General features: G+C 39.3%; 15 protein-coding genes. 11 read left to right on the top strand and 4 right to left on the bottom strand.

Features of this window, described 5'->3' with window-relative positions; translation table 11 throughout:
• The first annotated feature begins 177 nt into the window (after positions 1-177).
• The 3 genes from AC1ECF_RS15090 (at position 178) to AC1ECF_RS15100 (ending at position 3,978) form a co-directional block, all read left to right on the top strand.
• Positions 178-837: an ABC transporter ATP-binding protein gene (locus AC1ECF_RS15090; protein ID WP_480390254.1), complete on the top strand. Its 660-nt coding sequence runs from the start codon at positions 178-180 to the stop codon at positions 835-837.
• Complete coding sequence (locus AC1ECF_RS15095) at positions 834-2,153, top strand: ABC transporter permease (RefSeq protein WP_480390255.1); 1,320 nt, start codon at positions 834-836, stop codon at positions 2,151-2,153. The genes AC1ECF_RS15090 and AC1ECF_RS15095 overlap by 4 nt, the downstream gene beginning before the upstream one ends.
• Before the next feature lie 376 nt (positions 2,154-2,529).
• Positions 2,530-3,978 (top strand): S-layer homology domain-containing protein, encoded by a 1,449-nt coding sequence (locus tag AC1ECF_RS15100; protein WP_480390256.1) that lies wholly within the window; start codon positions 2,530-2,532, stop codon positions 3,976-3,978.
• Positions 3,979-4,029: 51 nt separating this feature from the next.
• Here the strand turns inward: AC1ECF_RS15100 and AC1ECF_RS15105 are convergent, their stop codons facing one another.
• Positions 4,030-5,262 carry a hypothetical protein gene (locus AC1ECF_RS15105; protein ID WP_480390257.1) on the bottom strand — a complete coding sequence of 411 codons (1,233 nt, stop codon included), beginning with the start codon at positions 5,260-5,262 and terminating at the stop codon, positions 4,030-4,032.
• A 399-nt stretch (positions 5,263-5,661) separates the two neighbouring features.
• On the opposite strand from AC1ECF_RS15105, the gene AC1ECF_RS15110 reads away from it, so the two are divergent.
• Positions 5,662-6,099, top strand: coding sequence for a hypothetical protein (locus AC1ECF_RS15110; protein WP_480390258.1), 438 nt, complete (start codon positions 5,662-5,664; stop codon positions 6,097-6,099).
• A gap of 404 nt (positions 6,100-6,503) precedes the next feature.
• Positions 6,504-7,157 (top strand): reverse transcriptase-like protein, encoded by a 654-nt coding sequence (locus tag AC1ECF_RS15115; protein ID WP_480390259.1) that lies wholly within the window; start codon positions 6,504-6,506, stop codon positions 7,155-7,157.
• A 120-nt stretch (positions 7,158-7,277) separates the two neighbouring features.
• Here the strand turns inward: AC1ECF_RS15115 and AC1ECF_RS15120 are convergent, their stop codons facing one another.
• Positions 7,278-7,676 carry a hypothetical protein gene (locus AC1ECF_RS15120; protein ID WP_480390260.1) on the bottom strand — a complete coding sequence of 133 codons (399 nt, stop codon included), beginning with the start codon at positions 7,674-7,676 and terminating at the stop codon, positions 7,278-7,280.
• A 48-nt stretch (positions 7,677-7,724) separates the two neighbouring features.
• Positions 7,725-8,222, bottom strand: a complete 498-nt coding sequence (locus AC1ECF_RS15125) for a sigma-70 family RNA polymerase sigma factor (protein ID WP_480390261.1) — start codon at positions 8,220-8,222, stop codon at positions 7,725-7,727.
• Between the two features lie 364 nt (positions 8,223-8,586).
• On the opposite strand from AC1ECF_RS15125, the gene AC1ECF_RS15130 reads away from it, so the two are divergent.
• Both AC1ECF_RS15130 and AC1ECF_RS15135 read left to right on the top strand, forming a co-directional pair.
• Positions 8,587-9,063 (top strand): competence protein ComK, encoded by a 477-nt coding sequence (locus AC1ECF_RS15130; protein WP_480390262.1) that lies wholly within the window; start codon positions 8,587-8,589, stop codon positions 9,061-9,063.
• A 188-nt stretch (positions 9,064-9,251) separates the two neighbouring features.
• Positions 9,252-9,767 carry a hypothetical protein gene (locus tag AC1ECF_RS15135; RefSeq protein ID WP_480390263.1) on the top strand — a complete coding sequence of 172 codons (516 nt, stop codon included), beginning with the start codon at positions 9,252-9,254 and terminating at the stop codon, positions 9,765-9,767.
• A 40-nt stretch (positions 9,768-9,807) separates the two neighbouring features.
• Here AC1ECF_RS15135 and AC1ECF_RS15140 read toward each other — a convergent pair whose 3' ends face one another.
• Positions 9,808-11,118, bottom strand: a complete 1,311-nt coding sequence (locus AC1ECF_RS15140) for a hypothetical protein (protein ID WP_480390264.1) — start codon at positions 11,116-11,118, stop codon at positions 9,808-9,810.
• A gap of 156 nt (positions 11,119-11,274) precedes the next feature.
• Between AC1ECF_RS15140 and AC1ECF_RS15145 the strand changes: the two genes are divergently transcribed.
• The 4 genes from AC1ECF_RS15145 to AC1ECF_RS15160 all read left to right on the top strand — a co-directional run bounded on the left by AC1ECF_RS15145 (position 11,275) and on the right by AC1ECF_RS15160 (position 16,781).
• Positions 11,275-12,765 carry an AbgT family transporter gene (locus AC1ECF_RS15145; protein ID WP_480390286.1) on the top strand — a complete coding sequence of 497 codons (1,491 nt, stop codon included), beginning with the start codon at positions 11,275-11,277 and terminating at the stop codon, positions 12,763-12,765.
• Between the two features lie 18 nt (positions 12,766-12,783).
• Positions 12,784-14,112, top strand: a complete 1,329-nt coding sequence (locus tag AC1ECF_RS15150) for an amidohydrolase (RefSeq protein WP_480390287.1) — start codon at positions 12,784-12,786, stop codon at positions 14,110-14,112.
• Positions 14,069-15,502, top strand: a complete 1,434-nt coding sequence (locus tag AC1ECF_RS15155) for a M20 family metallopeptidase (protein ID WP_480390265.1) — start codon at positions 14,069-14,071, stop codon at positions 15,500-15,502. Before AC1ECF_RS15150 ends, AC1ECF_RS15155 begins: the two co-directional genes overlap by 44 nt.
• A 307-nt stretch (positions 15,503-15,809) precedes the next feature.
• Positions 15,810-16,781, top strand: coding sequence for a tripartite tricarboxylate transporter substrate binding protein (locus AC1ECF_RS15160; protein WP_480390266.1), 972 nt, complete (start codon positions 15,810-15,812; stop codon positions 16,779-16,781).
• The last annotated feature ends 13 nt before the right edge of the window (positions 16,782-16,794 follow it).

The following is a 16,794-nucleotide window of genomic DNA, read 5'->3' on the forward strand; positions in this document are numbered from 1 at the left end:
GGTCTTATACATGGCGTGATTTTCCTATCCTATTTCCTGTTTTCAAGTTGCTCGTATCGTATTTTTTACATAAGAAAAAAGGAAAGGTTTAGTAGTATAGTGATATTTTTCATTTTCTAAAAGGGTTTACGCTCTTCTTGTCGAAACTTGGATAGTGACATGAGGGGAGGAGAATAAATGATTGAGCTCCGAGATGTGAGAAAATATTATCGATCTGGAAGCAGCAAAAGTGAAATTCTTCGAGGAATCAACTTGCGAGTGGAGCAAGGAGAGTATGTAGCCATCATGGGGAAGTCTGGCTCTGGGAAGAGTACGATGTTAAACCTACTCGGAACATTGGATCAAGTTGATAAAGGAAGCTATGAGTTGTCTGGAAAGCCGATACATAAGATGAGCATGTACCGACGAACAAGGTTAAGAAATGAAGAGATTGGCTTTGTCTTTCAGCATTTTCAACTGATTCCTAATTTGACTGTGTATCAAAACGTCTTGCTTCCCTTGACCTATGGCAGGAAGCGTTTAAAAAAGAAAAAGGCGAGAGTATATGCCCTTCTAGAGGAAATGGGTTTATTGGATAAGCGAAAGCAAAAACCAGAGCAGCTTTCTGGTGGAGAAAAGCAACGAGTAGCAATTGCGAGGGCATTAGTGAATGAACCTAGTCTAATATTGGCAGATGAGCCTACTGGCAGCTTGGACGAAGAAACTACGGCATCTATCTTACAGCTCTTCGATCGTGTGCACCAGCAGGGTACGACAATCATCTTAATTACTCATGATTTAGAGGTAGCAGAGCGGGCTGATCGAATCCTCTATTTAAAGAACGGGGTGATTCAATGAAGATACTAACCGCCTTAAAGCTTGCTATTCTTGGATTATGGTCGAATCGATTTCGTGTACTGTCTGCCATGCTGGGAATTGTCATAGGAATGTTCGCAGTCATTGTTTTGACTGCTATTGCCATTGGCGTAAAGGACACACTCATGAAACAGATGGGTAGTCTTGGCGCGGAGCAGATTCTTGTGATACCAGGAAGGTTACTAGATACTGCGAATGGGCAAAAGGATCTCTTAAGTGGATTAACGAGTGTACCAAGCACTCTCACCTATGAGGATGCAGAGGCAGTTGAAGCAGTTCCTCATGTAAAGTCTGTCACGCCTCAGCTGGAGACAATAAACTGGGTAGAGTACGAGGATAAGAGGGTGCAATCTTCTTTAGTGGGAACGACCAACCTCTATGCGCAAATTCAGCATGCTGAGTTAGCAGAGGGACGCTTCTTTTCGGAGGAGGAGCAGGACGCTAATGCTAGAGTGGTAGTTCTAGGGAATAATATTCAAGAGACTTTGCTTGGCATAACGGATGTGCCTTCTGAGGATATGGAAGGAAGCGGTGGAGAAACAAAGCCAGTACCATTTTGGGAGCGATTATTGCAGAGGCTACTAGGAGAGAATGCTTCTGCTGCCAACAGTATAGTTGGACAAAAGGTGCTGATTAATGAGGAAGAGTATGAAGTGATTGGTGTACTAGCACCGAATGCGGCACTTGGCTCCAGCACCGACAATAATATCATTATACCGATAGGAACAGCACTTGAAGTGACCGATATGAAGAACCTCACGAAAATAGTGGTAGAGGCAGATAGTGTAGAAACAATAGATGAAGTCGATGCGGCGGTTTTTAGTGCAATAAAAGAAAATCACTCCGAAATAGATTTTAGTGTGATTAAGCAGGAGCAAATGCTCGGTGCCCTTAGCAAGGTAACATCTATTCTACAGGTGATGCTTTTAGGAATAACTGCTACTGCTTTATTTATTAGTGGAACCGGCATTATGAATGTCATGGTGATGTCTGTTCGAGAAAGAACGAGGGAAATAGGGATTCGTAAGGCTTTAGGAGCTACTACCTTTGAAATCATGCTGCAGTTTTTCTTTGAAACCTTCCTCCTTTGTATCGTTGGGGGAGTTATAGGGATTGGATTAGGATATGGCTTTATTGAATTATGGAACAATCAAATAGATTTGTTTTCGCTAGTGCTACCGCTTTGGGCAATTAAGCTCACTCTATACACTTCTATAGGGATTGGCGCACTATTTGGTATTTATCCAGCACTCAAGGCAGCGAGAATGAATCCAAGCAAAGCTTTACGCTTTGAATAATAGTGAGCACTCGAGTTTATTCAGCTCGGGTGCTTTTCTGTGCAGTAAAATAGCGAATCCTATCATATTATTTCCGAGGAAATAATGGAAGAAAGCTGGGAGATTGGATTATAGATGAGCCTTCGGAGAATTGCTTGTTGTAAAAATAGAAGAGTGAAGCCTCCGAAAAGTTGATTGTAGCAAAAATGAGGTCCATTGTAGCAAAAAGCCTGTTGATTGTAGCAAAAACCGCAGTCATTGTAGCAAAACCAGAAAAGCCAAGCCTACTGGAAATAAAGTTCCTCTAAAGAACTCCATATTTCCCATCCGCCTGAACCAATATTCTACAAATTCCCTATTTTATATGGTAGAGTGATAGATAAGGAGGGGGAAATTGATGAAGAAAATTTCTTTTGTGTTAGGGCTTTCTCTTTTATTAGGAAGCTTTAGTATTTCGCCGGCTCAGGCAGAGACACAGGTTTTCAAGGATGTTCCTAAGAGCAATCAGTTCTATGAGCATGTTAACTATCTTTATGACAATAAAATTATGAGTGGAATGGGAGACGGCACGTACGGGTCTGAGAAGTATATCACTCGCAAACAAGCAGCTCAAATGATTGCTAAAGCGCTTAAACTAGATACGACGCCTCGAGATACATCGTTCAAGGATGTAAAAAAATCAACTGATGGATCTGGTGCCATTCAATCTGCTGTAGAGGCAGGGATCATCAAAGGCTATCCAGAGGACAATACGTTCCGCCCTGGTGACAATATTACAAGAGCGCAAATGGCAAGCTTTTTAGCTAGAGCATTTAAACTTCAAGAGGAAGCTCAACCGTTCCAGGATGTGAAGGTTGGCTCGTCTGCTTATACGGATATTCGAAAAGTAACTGCCGCGGGTATAGCGAAGGGTTATACAGAAAAAGAATTCGGTCCTCAAAACTATGTAACTCGTATTCACTTTGCTGGTTTCTTAGCGAGAGCGCTAAATGATGACTTAAAAGTGGAAGCACATGCTTGTGGCTATGATAATAGCTCTAAAACAAATCCTACAAGCCAAGCGGTTAATTGCCTCCTTACTACGGAAGCGTTAAAGGCTGGTGTCCCACCGGAAATCGTTAAAGGTGTGGCAGCTGTAGAGAATGGGTGGACGCATTTCCAACCAAATGGCGAACCAATTATCAGCAGTGATGGTGGAATTGGTATTATGCAAATCACGAATACAGAGGGCTATGACGTAGAGAAACTGAAATATGACGTCGTTTACAATATACAAACTGGTATTGACATGCTTGCGAAAAACTTTAAGCGAAGCGATTTACCGAAGGTAGGAGCTCATGATGCTACGCAACTGGAAAGCTGGTACTTTGCTGTTATGGCCTACAATGGGACAAAGGCTGTAAATAGTCCGGTTTTTCAAGCGACAGGATTAAGAAACCCAACTGCTTACCAAGAAAAGGTATACCAAAAGATAGTGGAGAATGGCTTGCGTTCAACCAATATTGATAAAATCGTGATGACGAAGGAAGACTTTACATACGGGGAGGAGACCAATTATTCAATCCTCTTTAATAAAAAAAGCTTTGCTTTGTCTACCACGACACCTTCTGCTGAGGTGCTAAAAACTGGTGCCGTGATTTCTCATAAAGGAAAAGGGCTTCGTGAGCAGCCAACCACGTTATCCAAGCTTACTGCAACTCCTGCTGGAATCAAAATGACAATCTTAGGTTCTCCTGTTTATACACTAGAGAGCTCATCCGATAACCATTTTGTTTGGTATCCAGTGGAAACGATTGTAAATGGCAAAAAGCGTGTTGGCTATATTGCATCATCAAATATTAATTAGCAATAAGAAAGCAGAGACGTTGAATATACAATGTCTCTGCTTTTTCCTATACTATTCCATTATAGGTCGGTCCGTAAGAAATAAAGGTAAATCTAGTTGCTCCGAAAGTGTATTTTCTCTTGGCGTGTATACCTTTTCCAAATCACGTTGTGTTCCAGTCGGTAAACCTCTGTCTTCCAGAAGTGCTTGAAATGCATAAACTAATTCTTGTCTCTCAAAAACCATTAAGTTATAGGGCATGATGATTTGTCGATTAATATATTGGAGAAGCCAGGTTTTCATCATCAATTTACTCAAATAAAACATAATGAGGGTGTAAAGTAAAAAGCTACCTATTAAAAGGGCAGGAGATAGCTTTGTGATTGAGTACATATAAATTGCACTTGAGATATATAGACAGCTGGAACTGGCAGTGATAAGGATAGTATAGGTATTCATTAGTTTTTCTTTTGCAGATAAATCATATCTGTGAACAGTTCTTCCTAGTAGCTCGTCCACTGGATTTTCCTTTTTTACTTCTTTAAGTTGATTCCATACTTGAAGGAGCTCTTCGTTTTGACATTGTTTTTCGTTCGCAATGTTCCAATTCAAGCGTTGTATGTCCTGCTTGATTCCAGCAAGTTCTTGTTGAAAGCGTTGGTAGCCAAACTTAAAGGACGTTATATTTCTTTCATTGAAGGAAAAAGATATACATAAGATAGACGCAAAACTAAGGGATAGTACAGCGAAGGTAGCTTCTCCTCCTATAAAGTACGTATATCCGTAGTATAGGGTAAGACCTATGATGGTATTGGAAATTAAAATAGGTAACCCATAGCTAAATCTCCCACTCCAAACTATATAGAAGATTGAACAAGCAACTGGTACTAGTAGCTCTGCAAGAAGTAAATCATCTGTTCCCTTCGTTAGTACGAGTATAGTAGAACTTATAGTGAATGCTGTGTAACTATTTAAAAGAGAAGCACCCAACGCATACCTTTGAAGCTTTAATAAAAGCATATTCATAAAAAATAATACGATAAAGTAAGTGATTCCAGCTACAGTGGAAAGTTTTTCGAAATAGATATGCAGCAGAATAACAATTTCAGCAGCGACCGCAAAGCTCCAACCAGTATTTAGTAGCCTTTTATTTCCAATAAAGAAAACGACGCCGATCACGAAAGAAAGACTTAAAAAAATAGGGAGGAAAGATAAATCTGCTACAAATCGAATTAGGTTGGTGGCTGCAAAAGCTGAAAAGAAAACAAGGCTTATTACTTTGGCTATTTGACGTGCATCTTTCAATGATAAGATCCTCCTAAGTTTATTCCTGTTAATAGATGCTTTCATTTTAAAATAAAGGTAGGAGTTTAGATACAAAAATCGTTCAACAAGTTTCGCATGGTTGTAAGGAAAATAGGTAATTTGAAAGAAAATTAGTGAATCAAATATACTTATAGTGCATATTTCAATACTTGACTTAAAATGACAAATTTCACTAAATAGTTTATGTATAATGTTTCTATATGAATAGAAAGTAGGCAAGTACATGGGCAAAAAACATTTAAATCTTATTCCTTTTTTCGAGGGGTATGTAAGAAACTATCGACGCTTTAATCTTTCTTCCGATCACAATTTGACGATGCATACAAATAGAGAAATCAAATATGAAGAAAGGACGAGATAAGAGGAAGAAAGCGGCCGATGGATCTTTCTTGGTGGAAGTATGACCAACGAGAAAGTGTGGAGCACTATGACTATTTAGCGCTTCATTTAGAACGAGAGTCGTTGTCAACAAAGAAAATAGATACTATTGATAAGCTTTTTTCCCAGACGGAGAAGGAGTACTGTCCTTATAATGTAATAGGTATCCAGTCTATATCCCATCCAAATGAAATAGAAGAATTGAACGAATTAATTATGGAAAGAAATCGTACCCAAATGTCCCATGTCCTTATGGTGTACAGTTATGAGGATAGTGAGTTAAAAGTAAAACGTGTAGATGCTTACTTCTTTACACAAACTGGTTTACTAGAAATTAGAAGAGCATTTTGCCCAAAAGACAAGATGGGCTATTCATTTATGTGCTTTGAAGAAGAATACAGTAGATATATGCTGCAAGAGAAAGAGCCGGTTCATTAATCGGCTCTTTTAGTTTTCTTTGATAATCGCAGGATAGATAAGCGTAATCGCAAGATCGGCCAGAACGCCAGAACCACAAGATGGATAAGCTTAATTACGACTTTGGCCTGCTTTTTTACGACTTTCCATTTCCAGGTCCGCTCCTGATTCCATTTTTACGACTTTGGCCTGCTTTTTTACGACTTCCCCCCAAGTTTTTACGACTTTCCATTTCCAGGTCCGCTCCTGCGTAATCACAAGCTTCACAGGGTTAACTGCAAAATAAGTAACTAAAATCGCAAGATCTGATATAATTTCAACCCTCCTTTCATTCAGGACTTGTAAATTATTTCTTTTCTGCGATGATTGTTTTAAATAGATGGGGGTGGGAAACATAAAGATTAGCTAGTAAAGGAGGTTTTCCAATGAAGATTCGAATGGAATGGCATTATAAGACGCCCAAGGGAGCAGAGGTGTTTTTTCGCTCGGAGGAAATGCCTGCAGCTCAAGCATTGCTGATAGCAGAGGATATTGAAAAGACTGGGAGAGTCAAGCGCTTAGAGTTAATCGATAAGCATGATAGTTCTTGGACAATGAAAGAGCTAAAGGGCTATGTGAAGGGAATAGAAACAGAGCCGCATAATATAACAGTGTTTTTTGATGGTGGCTTTGATATTCAAAGTAAATCTGCTGGTCTTGGCTGTGCTATTTATTATGAGCAGAGCGGGAAGTCCTATCGATTGCGTAAGAATGCACCTTCCTCTGATTTAGTTTCCAATAATGAAGCGGAATTTGCTGCGCTCTATATGGCAATTGTCGAGCTGCAGCTTTTGAACGTACATCACATCCCGGTTCGGTTTATAGGGGATTCACAGGTGGTCATCAATCATATGACAGAGGAATGGCCAGTTGTCGAAAATACACTTGCTCGTTGGGCGGATCGGATAGATAGAAAGCTGGAGGAACTTGGGATAGAAGCAGAATATGAGCTTGTTTCTAGGAAAAAAAATATGGAGGCAGATCGTCTCGCTGGTCAAGCTCTCAATGGGATTGATATTTTTGGCGTGATTGAGCTATAAAATGAAGCGAATATTGGGGTTCAAGAAGATCATCAAACGAGCAATGCTACCCAGTAGATGATTGTCCAAAAAGAAGGGCGCCCCATAAGTTTACTACTTACGGGTCACCCTTTAATCTAATTACTCACCTGGATTCATTCGTTTGGTGTTTTCCTGTTTTGCTGGTGAGTCATTATTATCTTCTTCTAAGGATTCTTCTGTTATAGGCGCCTTGGTTTTCTTCTGTGATTTTGGAAAATCAGTTTTGTTGTTATTATCCTGTACGCGTTCGTTGTAATACATCACACTGGTCATGGCACCCTCTTCGACCATTCGGTTATCATCTGGGTCACCAGGATCCGAGTACCCTGCTTTTGTCATTTGAGTTGGTGGATTTTTTTTAGTTTCTAATAAAGAAGATAACTTTGTCTTCGTATTTTTTAATGTTACTTTTGCTGTCTCTCTGTTTTCCTGCTTATATAAGTACATAAAGGCGGCGGTGGCGATTCCACCTAAAACCATTGCTCGTTTTTTTAGCATCATTAGTCACTCCCTCTTCTTTTTTATTATAATACCCACCATAAATCTTCATGAAACATCATCAGAATTTATCCTATCTTGTTCTAATCTTTCCCTTAACTTACGAAGTATTCGTTCTCGTCGCTTTTTTGCACCTGAAATGGTTATATTCAGCTGCTTCGATATCTCTTCAAATGAGTATCTCTCTTTGTATAACAAAGCTATTAGCAATTGTTCATGTGGTTTAAGCTGCTCAAAGGCGGTACATAGTTTTTCATTGTGATAGGTTAACCTTTGATTACTATCAATAAGGCTTGTAAGTGTATGTGTTTCCCAGAGACTTTCTTTTGACGTTTCCTTCTTGAGCACATCTAACATGGCCCCATAAATTAGCCTGTAAGCATAGGAGTGAAGCTCGCCTTTACTGTCGTCATACTTTTCTAATGCCATCCATAAACCAATCAGCCCTGCTTGTCGAAAGCTATCATGATTTTTATAGATACGAAGTTTTCTCATGCAGGCGGAGATCATGGGATCGAACTGTACGATTGCTTCCTCTAATTTCATTTTGCTCTTCCTGACAAAGTATGCATACTCTCTGTATTCCTAGGTATCAATAGGATAGTAGATAGCCTAAAGGAAAGCGACTGAGTCAATTTCTATAATTATCGAGCAAAAAAGAGATTTGCTTTAAAGGATTTTAAAGAATTCACTATAGAAAATGAAAAAAGCCACTATTTATTTTTATTGTCCACTAGAGAAAAGAGTTTATACCAGTACAGCGCCTCTCTGGAGACAATTACATTTAAGGTCATCAATAAAATATAGGAAATAAAAACTAATATTTTTGTATATTCAGTAAAACAATACTAGTAAGTATCTGGTAAAATAGGTATAATTTAAATATAAAATAGAGGGGGAGGATTGTAATTTGATATCTTGTGAATCATTTTTATTAAATAAGCAAGCTTTAATGGTAGAAGCTGTTTTTACAAATGGGTATAGGTCTAAAATTATTACTACCCATGGTGAATATTTTTCTACGAAGACAGTTAGAGAGTTATTGGAGTTAGCTTGTATCCGTTATGCATCTACACTAGAAGGAAGGATTCAAGCGACAAAGAAAAGGCTAGGTTTTTCTAATAAGTCACCTATCGTTATAGCTCCTGGACAACTCGGTGCTTTTCCTACTAAATCCTACAAGCATTTAGAGTGTGTGTGGATATTTGGGCACTTGTTTCATGTAGAAGAGGTTAACCGGGAAACGTGTAGAATTACATTCTCCAATGGCATGTCCTATCAAGTTTCCTCAACTAAGCATATTTTAATAAATCAGCAGCAAAGACTTCATACGTTATTAAATGTCTCTCATCCTATGCATTTTGATAGAGAAAGTAATGGTATATAATTTCTTGAATATTTAAAGCTAACTACATTTTTGATGTGTAGGAGGCTTTTTTTAATTCTATATGTATAAAGTTGTCAAATAAATATTTAAATTTTAACTTTTTATCGTACAATTTATCTAATATAATAGATAAAAGGTGATATTTAAGAATGAATTTTATACAAATTTGCTTATGCGAGGGATAAATGATGAAAGATTGGAATGTCTATGTAGATTTTCATATCACGATGGAGGAAGGAACCTCCCTATTTAAATCTCACACTACATGCTCTATTTATGTTCCTGATTTGGACGATGCGTTAGTTATTGGAGAAGCTGACATATATCTGATCAATCTGAAGAAGAGCTCTTACGAAGATATATGTGGAGAGGCAGCAATATTATCCTGCCATTTATCTCAAGCAGTGAATCAACTGGAACGGTTCTGTGAGATAGAGGAGATAAATGGATTTATTGCTATGATACAATCCCTCCATATTCATGAAGAATGGCGTTTAAAAGGGCTGGAAGAAGCTTTTATTTCAAAGCTATTAGCACAATTCTCCTACTTTAATGTAGAACTAGTTACTTATATTCCGATGGAAAAACATGATGGCTTAACAAGTGACCATTTTAGTAATTGGGAAATGACTTACATAGACAATGGGAATGACAATCCATTGTGGTATACCTATTTATCTCGCTCAAAAGTTCCGTCTGAATAAAACAGACGGAACTTCTCCGGAGACATAAGGAGGATACTCTTTAGAACTCTTCGAATGAGATCTCATACACTTTTTTCGGTCTTCCCCTAAGCTTCTTTTGCTGCTGGAAAGAGACCTTCGCAGCATGATGCTCCTCTAATTTTTTTAAGATTCTCGTTGCTGCCCTCTCTGTAATTCCTAAATGGGTACTTAGGTCCTCTGAGGATAGGAGATTTGTCTGAAGTTTGCTCATAACGGCCATTATCTTCCTTATCTGAAGTGGAGAGGTATGCAGTTTCTCACTTAATTGCTCAATTGTATTGTCAAATGCTGTGCTAATCTGGATAGCATGCTCATCCCCGAGCGGACCTATCATCTCCCCGTCATCTAACACATAGGCTTGAGATTCAGAGGTTGTACCCATAGAAGCAGCTTTCTCCGCATTTAATTGGGCTCCTTGGATCGTATGCCCGACTCCCCAGCCAATCCGTACAGAAAAAGGAAGCTCCTTTGATAGGAAAGAAACAAGGGAGCAGCTAGTAGCGTTATTTGTGATGGTAATAAAATCCGCATAGCTTGTTATAAGTTCGAAATATAAGGAGCTTTGGTGGATAATAAAATTCATCTTATTTCTTTTTCCAAAATCCATAATTGCCTTATGTAAGGACATCTTTCGATAGTCTAGTTCCCTCAAGCTGTCACGTGTAAGAGATAATTCTAAATGGGCGATTACTACTTGGTTTTGTGTTAAACGTGCCAACCGTATTTCTTTTAGAAGCTCTTCCACTTTCTCGAGCATACTTCTTCTAGAGGGAACAACCAAAATGACGTTTACCCCAAAAGGCTCTAATAGCTCAGGTAAATTACTTAGCCGTGTCATCGTTATGTCTACTTTTTTTTTCTTCCAAAGCTCCTGATGAAGTTCTTTCATTTTGTCGTATATATCTAAATCAGCATAGGCTTCCATACCAGAGCTATAGATATAGGGGAAGTCTTCTGGCTTGGTCCAGTCCTTAATTTCTAAGTAATTGTTTTCCTCATAAAGAAAATCAATGAGACAACGACTCATTTGAAAGCCAGGATGCTTATACATATATTCGGAGAGCACTCTATAGAAGTCCGTGTTTGTTACATCAAAATGGAACATTGGTAAGTCGACCTGTGGAAACGTTTTTTTAACAAAAAAATGAGGAATCTGCCCACTGAATAAAATCCCATCAACCTGCTTAATTTTATCCAAAAATATTTCCTGAAGATGCATTAGAGAGTCATAGACAGTAAAGATAAATTCACATGGTTCAATTGGCAGGGAATCAACCTCTTTCGCCCATTTCAGGGAATTTTTTGTCGTAAAAACGATAACTCTTGTCATTTTTATATTTTTCTCCTTTTTCAAAAAATTATTGATATCTGTTATTTAATAGTTTAACCTTTGTTTAAAGACATGTAAAAAAGGAGTCTTTAAATAATTAAGGGAGGGATTTTTATTAGCCAGTCAAACAATACGGGAGCTGTGAAGCTTGGAAAGATGGATCGATTCCTAGCTTTTGTTGAAAGAGTAGGTAACAAGCTACCTCATCCTTTCATTCTATTTTTCTACTTAACGATTGCGTTAGTGCTAGTTTCGTGGATTTTGAGCTTGTTTAATGCGAAGGTAGTTCATCCAAATACCCAAGAAACGGTAGCTGTAAAAAGCATCATATCCGGTGAAGGGATTCAATACATACTAGCCAATACACTTACAAACTTTACTAGCTTTGCGCCCCTAGGTTTAGTGCTTACTATCATGTTAGGGATTGGATTAGCCGAAAAAGTCGGACTATTGGAAATGCTCATGAAACGGGCGATTATTAATACACCAAAGAAAATAATTACGTTTACTGTATTCTTTATTGGTATTTTAGGAAATATCGCATCGGATGCAGCCTTTGTTGTTATCCCGCCATTAGCAGCGCTTGTGTTTCTGTCTGTTGGACGCCATCCATTAGCGGGACTTGCTGTCGGACTAGCGAGTACGGGAATTGGTTTTTCTGCGAATATAATGATTGCGGGGACAGATGCTCTTCTTTCTGGAATATCTACGGAGGTAGCAAAGGGGTTTAGTGCAGATGCGGTGGTCACACCATTAGATAACTGGTATTTCATGAGTGTATCTACCTTCATATTGGCTTTTGTCGGAACCATTCTAACAGAAAAATATGTGGAACCACGTCTTGGAAAATATACTGGAGAAATGCCCGAATTCAATAGTGGTATTACACCTTTAGAGAAAAAAGGTTTACGAAATACGTTAATTGCAGCGCTTGTTTTTATTGCAATCGTTGTAACTGGATTACTTATTCCTAATTCGCCATTATTAAATGAAGATGGTACTATCCTACGTTCCCCATTCCTTTCAGGGATTGTACCTATTATTTTCTTATTCTTCTTAACGCTAGGAATTGTTTATGGGGTTAGTGTGAAAAAGATCAAAACTTCCGCTGATGTACCAAAAATTATGACCGAGGCGATTGGAAGCTTTTCTGGATATATCGTTCTCATATTCATGATCGCCCAGTTTGTTGCTTTCTTTAACTGGTCCAACATCGCTATTTGGTTGGCTGTACATGCTGCAGATTTATTAAGAGATATAGGTTTGACGAATATTTTTGTTATTGTTTTATTTGTTTTATTAACTGCCTTCTTAAGTCTCTTTATCATCAGTGGTTCTGCTCTTTGGTCGTTGGTTGCACCAGTTTTTATTCCTATTTTCATGGCTCTAGGGTATCATCCAGCATTTATCCAGATGGCTTATCGAATCGGAGAATCCTCGACGAATATGGTGACGCCGTTAAATCCGTATTTTGCGATTATTTTAGCGTTCATGCAGATTTACGATAAAAAAGCAGGAATTGGAACACTTATGTCACTTATGATTCCGTACACAATTGTTATGTTGGTCGTATGGACACTATTAATGCTTGTATTCGCGTTTTTCGGAATCCCGATTGGACCTGGAGTTGGACTATACTGGAAGTAAGAGGTGAGAACTTTGACTATGTTTACGATGCCGGTCGAGTTGAATCAACAATTGATTAAATGGAGAAGAGATCTACATCAACACCCAGAGGTTGGCTGGACTGAGTTCCGTACAGCCTCTCTCCTTGCTGGGGAGCTAAGAAAGCTAGGCTTTTCAGTGAAAGTAGGGAAGGAAGTATTGTCCGAAAATAGAATGGGTGTCCCAAGTGAGGAACGCTTGGAGAAGGCGTATCAGCGAGCAAAGGAACATGGCGGAGTAATAGAATTTATGGAGCGGATGAATGGTGGATATACAGGCGTCGTAGGGACGATTGTAGGCGAACAGCCTGGTCCAACCATTGCGTTTCGCTTTGATATGGATGCATTGGATATTTTAGAGACGAATATTGATTCGCACGTTCCAGTCGTAGAAGGCTTTGGCTCCTTGCATGAAGGAGAAATGCATGCTTGCGGACATGATGCTCATTGTGCAATAGGTCTTGGACTTGCAACGGTGCTTTCAGCCAATAAAGACAGGCTAAAAGGAACCATCAAAATCATCTTTCAACCAGCCGAGGAAGGTGTTCGAGGCGCTAAATCTATGGTGGAAGCAGGAGTAGTAGATGATGTAGATTACTTTTTGAGCTGTCATGTTGGGACAGGCGTTCCGCTTGGTACGGTAATTGCAGGAACGGATGGTTTCCTTGCAACCTCTAAAATCAACGCACGATTTAAAGGTAAAGCCGCCCATGCAGGAGCAGAGCCGGAGCAAGGGAATAACGCTCTGCTAGCCGCAGCATCCGCTATTTTAGGGTTGCACTCGATCCCACGTCATAGTGGGGGAGCATCCAGAGTAAATGTAGGTACCTGTGTTGCGGGTGATGGAAGAAATATTATCCCAGCACATGCATCACTTCAACTAGAGACTCGTGGAGAAACGGCAGAGGTGCATGCATATATGCATCAGCAGGCAATCCAGATTTTAGAAGGTGCTGCTTCTATGCATGGTATTTCATTAGAGTACGAGGTTGTTGGAGAAGCAAGAACCTGCTCTTCTTCTGATGAATTAAAAAGAATCGTATATGAAGCAGGGAAAAAAGTGTCGACTGTGAAAGAAATGCAGCTCGAAGCAAAATTCGCTGCTGGTTCCGAGGATGCAACCTTTATGATGGAGCAGGTGCAAAGACAAGGCGGACTTGCAACTTATGCTGTCTTTGGCACAACGCTTGCTGCCGGACACCATCATGAGGAATTCGATATTGATGAAGACGTTTTATCTATCACTCTACATACATGGCTTGCAACATTAGAAGAAATTTGGAGGGATGAGCAAAATGGACCTAATCGACAGTTATCTAGAGAAGTATGAAGCAGAAGTAATCGCTTTAAGCGACCGAATCTGGGAGATTCCAGAAACACGCTTTCAAGAATATGAATCTGCGAAGTTATTAAGTGATTTCCTGAAGGAAAAAGGATTTACAGTTGAAACAGGAGTTGGCAATATCGAAACAGCCTTTACTGCTACCTTTGGAAGTGGGAAGCCTGTTATAGGAATACTAGGTGAATTTGATGCGCTTTCCGGTTTAAGCCAGCGTCCGGCAAGTGATGTACGCGAACCACTCGTAGAGAATGGTAACGGCCATGGCTGCGGACATAATTTACTTGGAACAGCAGGTATTGCGGCTGTACTGGCAATAAAAGAATTAATGGAGCAAGGTAAAGTGAAAGGGACCATCAAGTATTTCGGCTGTCCAGGGGAAGAGGGCGGCTCCGGAAAAACATATATGGTCCGTGATGGTGTATTTGAAGGAGTCGATGTGGCACTCACTTGGCATCCGAATTCTTATACTGGTATTTTCTCTTTTTCTTCGCTTGCCAACTATCAAGTCTATTTCTCTTTCGAGGGGAAGGCGGCTCATGCAGCGAACTCCCCACATCTTGGACGAAGCGCGCTAGATGCAGTGGAATTAATGAATGTAGGGGTAAATTACCTGCGTGAGCATATTATCTCAGAGGCGAAGGTTCACTATGCTATCACCAATACTGGGGGAGCATCTCCAAACGTGGTTCAGTCTGATGCAGAGGTCCTTTATTTAATTCGCGCCCCACAGCTAGCAGATGTTGAGTCTATCTATCAACGTGTAATCGATATAGCAAAGGGCGCTGCCTTAATGACAGGAACAAAGATGTCTATCCGTTTTGACAAAGCATGCTCTAACTATATTCCGAACCATACATTGAATGAGGTAGTGGATGCGAAGCTTCATCAGTATGGCTTGCCAACCTATACAGAAGAAGAAAAGGCATATGCTACAAGGATGGCCAAAACGATTACACCAGAAGAGGTAGAAGCAGCTGTAATCGATGCTGAAAAGCTCTCCGCCTATACTGTTTCGAAGAATTTTCATGTAGAAGGAGAGCCTTTCTTCCAGGAAATTATTCCATACATGAAAAACAGAGAAGTGATGCAAGGGTCGACCGATGTAGGGGACGTCAGCTGGATTATACCAACGGCACAATTCTTTACCACTTGCTTTGTAGCAGGAACCCCACTTCACACATGGCAGCTTGTCTCCCAAGGTAAAACTTCCCTTGCACATAAAGGAATGCTGTATGCAGGTAAAGTAATCGCAGCATCTGCGGTAGAATTATTTGAGCAACCATCATTAATTGAGCAAGCAAAAGAGGAATTAAAGAAGCAAGTAGGAGATACCTATCGAAATCCCCTACCGAAAGACTTAAGACCAAGCGCATTATAAATAGAGACCACACCTTACCTAGGAGTTATGACAGTCAGTCATGAATGTTCCTGTTAAAGGTGTGGTTTTTTGTGTTAGTTTCTATCTATTTAGTTCACTAACTGATTCCTCCGTCTCACTAGTGGAACTAAAAATAATTTTACCCTAAAGACTACTATCTTTCCCTGAATGAAAAATTTTTCAATACGTTCTAAAATTTTTATGGATAAATACTGAAAATATAAAATATTTTATATTTTTTATTTATTTCTCGCTGTATAATTCTCCACATGAATGAAAGCGTTTACTTTCAAAGGAGGATGGAATGATGAAAAAGCTATTACTATTATTATTAGGGGTAATTCTGGTGAGTGGATGTAACAATACTGTTTCTGGAGAGGATAGTGCAGCAGATTTTCCGGACAAGCCGATAACGTTACTTGTGGCGTATGCAGCTGGTGGAGGAACAGATACAGGTGCTAGAATCTTACAAAAGTATTTAGAGGAAGAGTTGGGTGTGACTGTGAATGTTGAAAATAAACCTGGCGGTGCAGGGTGGGTTGCATGGTCTGACTTAGCTTATTCAGATCCGGATGGTTACACAATTGGTTATATAAACTCCCCGAATATTATTACTGGCTATTTAGATCCACAGAATAATAGAAAAGAAGACTTAACTAATTTTCAATTTATCGCTAATCATGTGTTAGACCCGGGTGTGGTGGCAATTAAGAAAGGAGAAACTCGTTTTACAAATTTCGATGAAATGATTGAATATGCAAAGAAAAATCATTTAACAGCTACAACATCGGGCAATGGAAGTAATGATCACATGGCTATATTAAAAATGAATGAATATTATGGAACAAATATTACCCCTGTTCATACAAAAGGTGCAGCTGAAGGATCTACCCAAGTATTAGGAGGACATGTAGATCTGTTTGTAGCAAAAACTGGTGAGGCAGTTAAATTGCATGAGAACCAGCAGCTTGAGGCGATAGCAGTTTTCTCAGAAGAGAGATCTCCATTTTTAAAAGAGGTTCCAACAACTGTTGAGTTAGGCTATGAGGACTTAATTTTTAGTTCTGCAAGAGGTATTGCAGCACCTTCTGGATTATCTGAAGAAAAGTTGGAGATTTTGAGTAATGCATTAAAGAATGCAATGGAAAAAGCAGAACATATTGAACAAATGAATAATCAAGGATTACAGGTTCATTACTTAAGTCCATCTGAGTATAAAGAAATGATGCAGAAAGACGAGGAAGACGTTAAAAGTCTAAGTGATTTATTGGGATACTAAAGGAGAGGTTTTC

Source organism: Psychrobacillus sp. Z3-81 (genome assembly GCF_056620325.1).

Bases quoted from the DNA above. Each gene is read 5' to 3' on its own strand.
- AC1ECF_RS15090 (WP_480390254.1), top strand. From the start codon at position 178: ATGATTGAGCTCCGAGATGTGAGAAAATATTATCGATCTGGAAGCAGC.
- AC1ECF_RS15095 (WP_480390255.1), top strand. From the start codon at position 834: ATGAAGATACTAACCGCCTTAAAGCTTGCTATTCTTGGATTATGGTCG.
- AC1ECF_RS15100 (WP_480390256.1), top strand. From the start codon at position 2,530: ATGAAGAAAATTTCTTTTGTGTTAGGGCTTTCTCTTTTATTAGGAAGC.
- AC1ECF_RS15110 (WP_480390258.1), top strand. From the start codon at position 5,662: ATGGATCTTTCTTGGTGGAAGTATGACCAACGAGAAAGTGTGGAGCAC.
- AC1ECF_RS15115 (WP_480390259.1), top strand. From the start codon at position 6,504: ATGAAGATTCGAATGGAATGGCATTATAAGACGCCCAAGGGAGCAGAG.
- AC1ECF_RS15120 (WP_480390260.1), bottom strand. From the start codon at position 7,676: ATGCTAAAAAAACGAGCAATGGTTTTAGGTGGAATCGCCACCGCCGCC.
- AC1ECF_RS15125 (WP_480390261.1), bottom strand. From the start codon at position 8,222: ATGAAATTAGAGGAAGCAATCGTACAGTTCGATCCCATGATCTCCGCC.
- AC1ECF_RS15135 (WP_480390263.1), top strand. From the start codon at position 9,252: ATGAAAGATTGGAATGTCTATGTAGATTTTCATATCACGATGGAGGAA.
- AC1ECF_RS15140 (WP_480390264.1), bottom strand. From the start codon at position 11,118: ATGACAAGAGTTATCGTTTTTACGACAAAAAATTCCCTGAAATGGGCG.
- AC1ECF_RS15145 (WP_480390286.1), top strand. From the start codon at position 11,275: ATGGATCGATTCCTAGCTTTTGTTGAAAGAGTAGGTAACAAGCTACCT.
- AC1ECF_RS15150 (WP_480390287.1), top strand. From the start codon at position 12,784: ATGTTTACGATGCCGGTCGAGTTGAATCAACAATTGATTAAATGGAGA.
- AC1ECF_RS15155 (WP_480390265.1), top strand. From the start codon at position 14,069: ATGAGCAAAATGGACCTAATCGACAGTTATCTAGAGAAGTATGAAGCA.
- AC1ECF_RS15160 (WP_480390266.1), top strand. From the start codon at position 15,810: ATGAAAAAGCTATTACTATTATTATTAGGGGTAATTCTGGTGAGTGGA.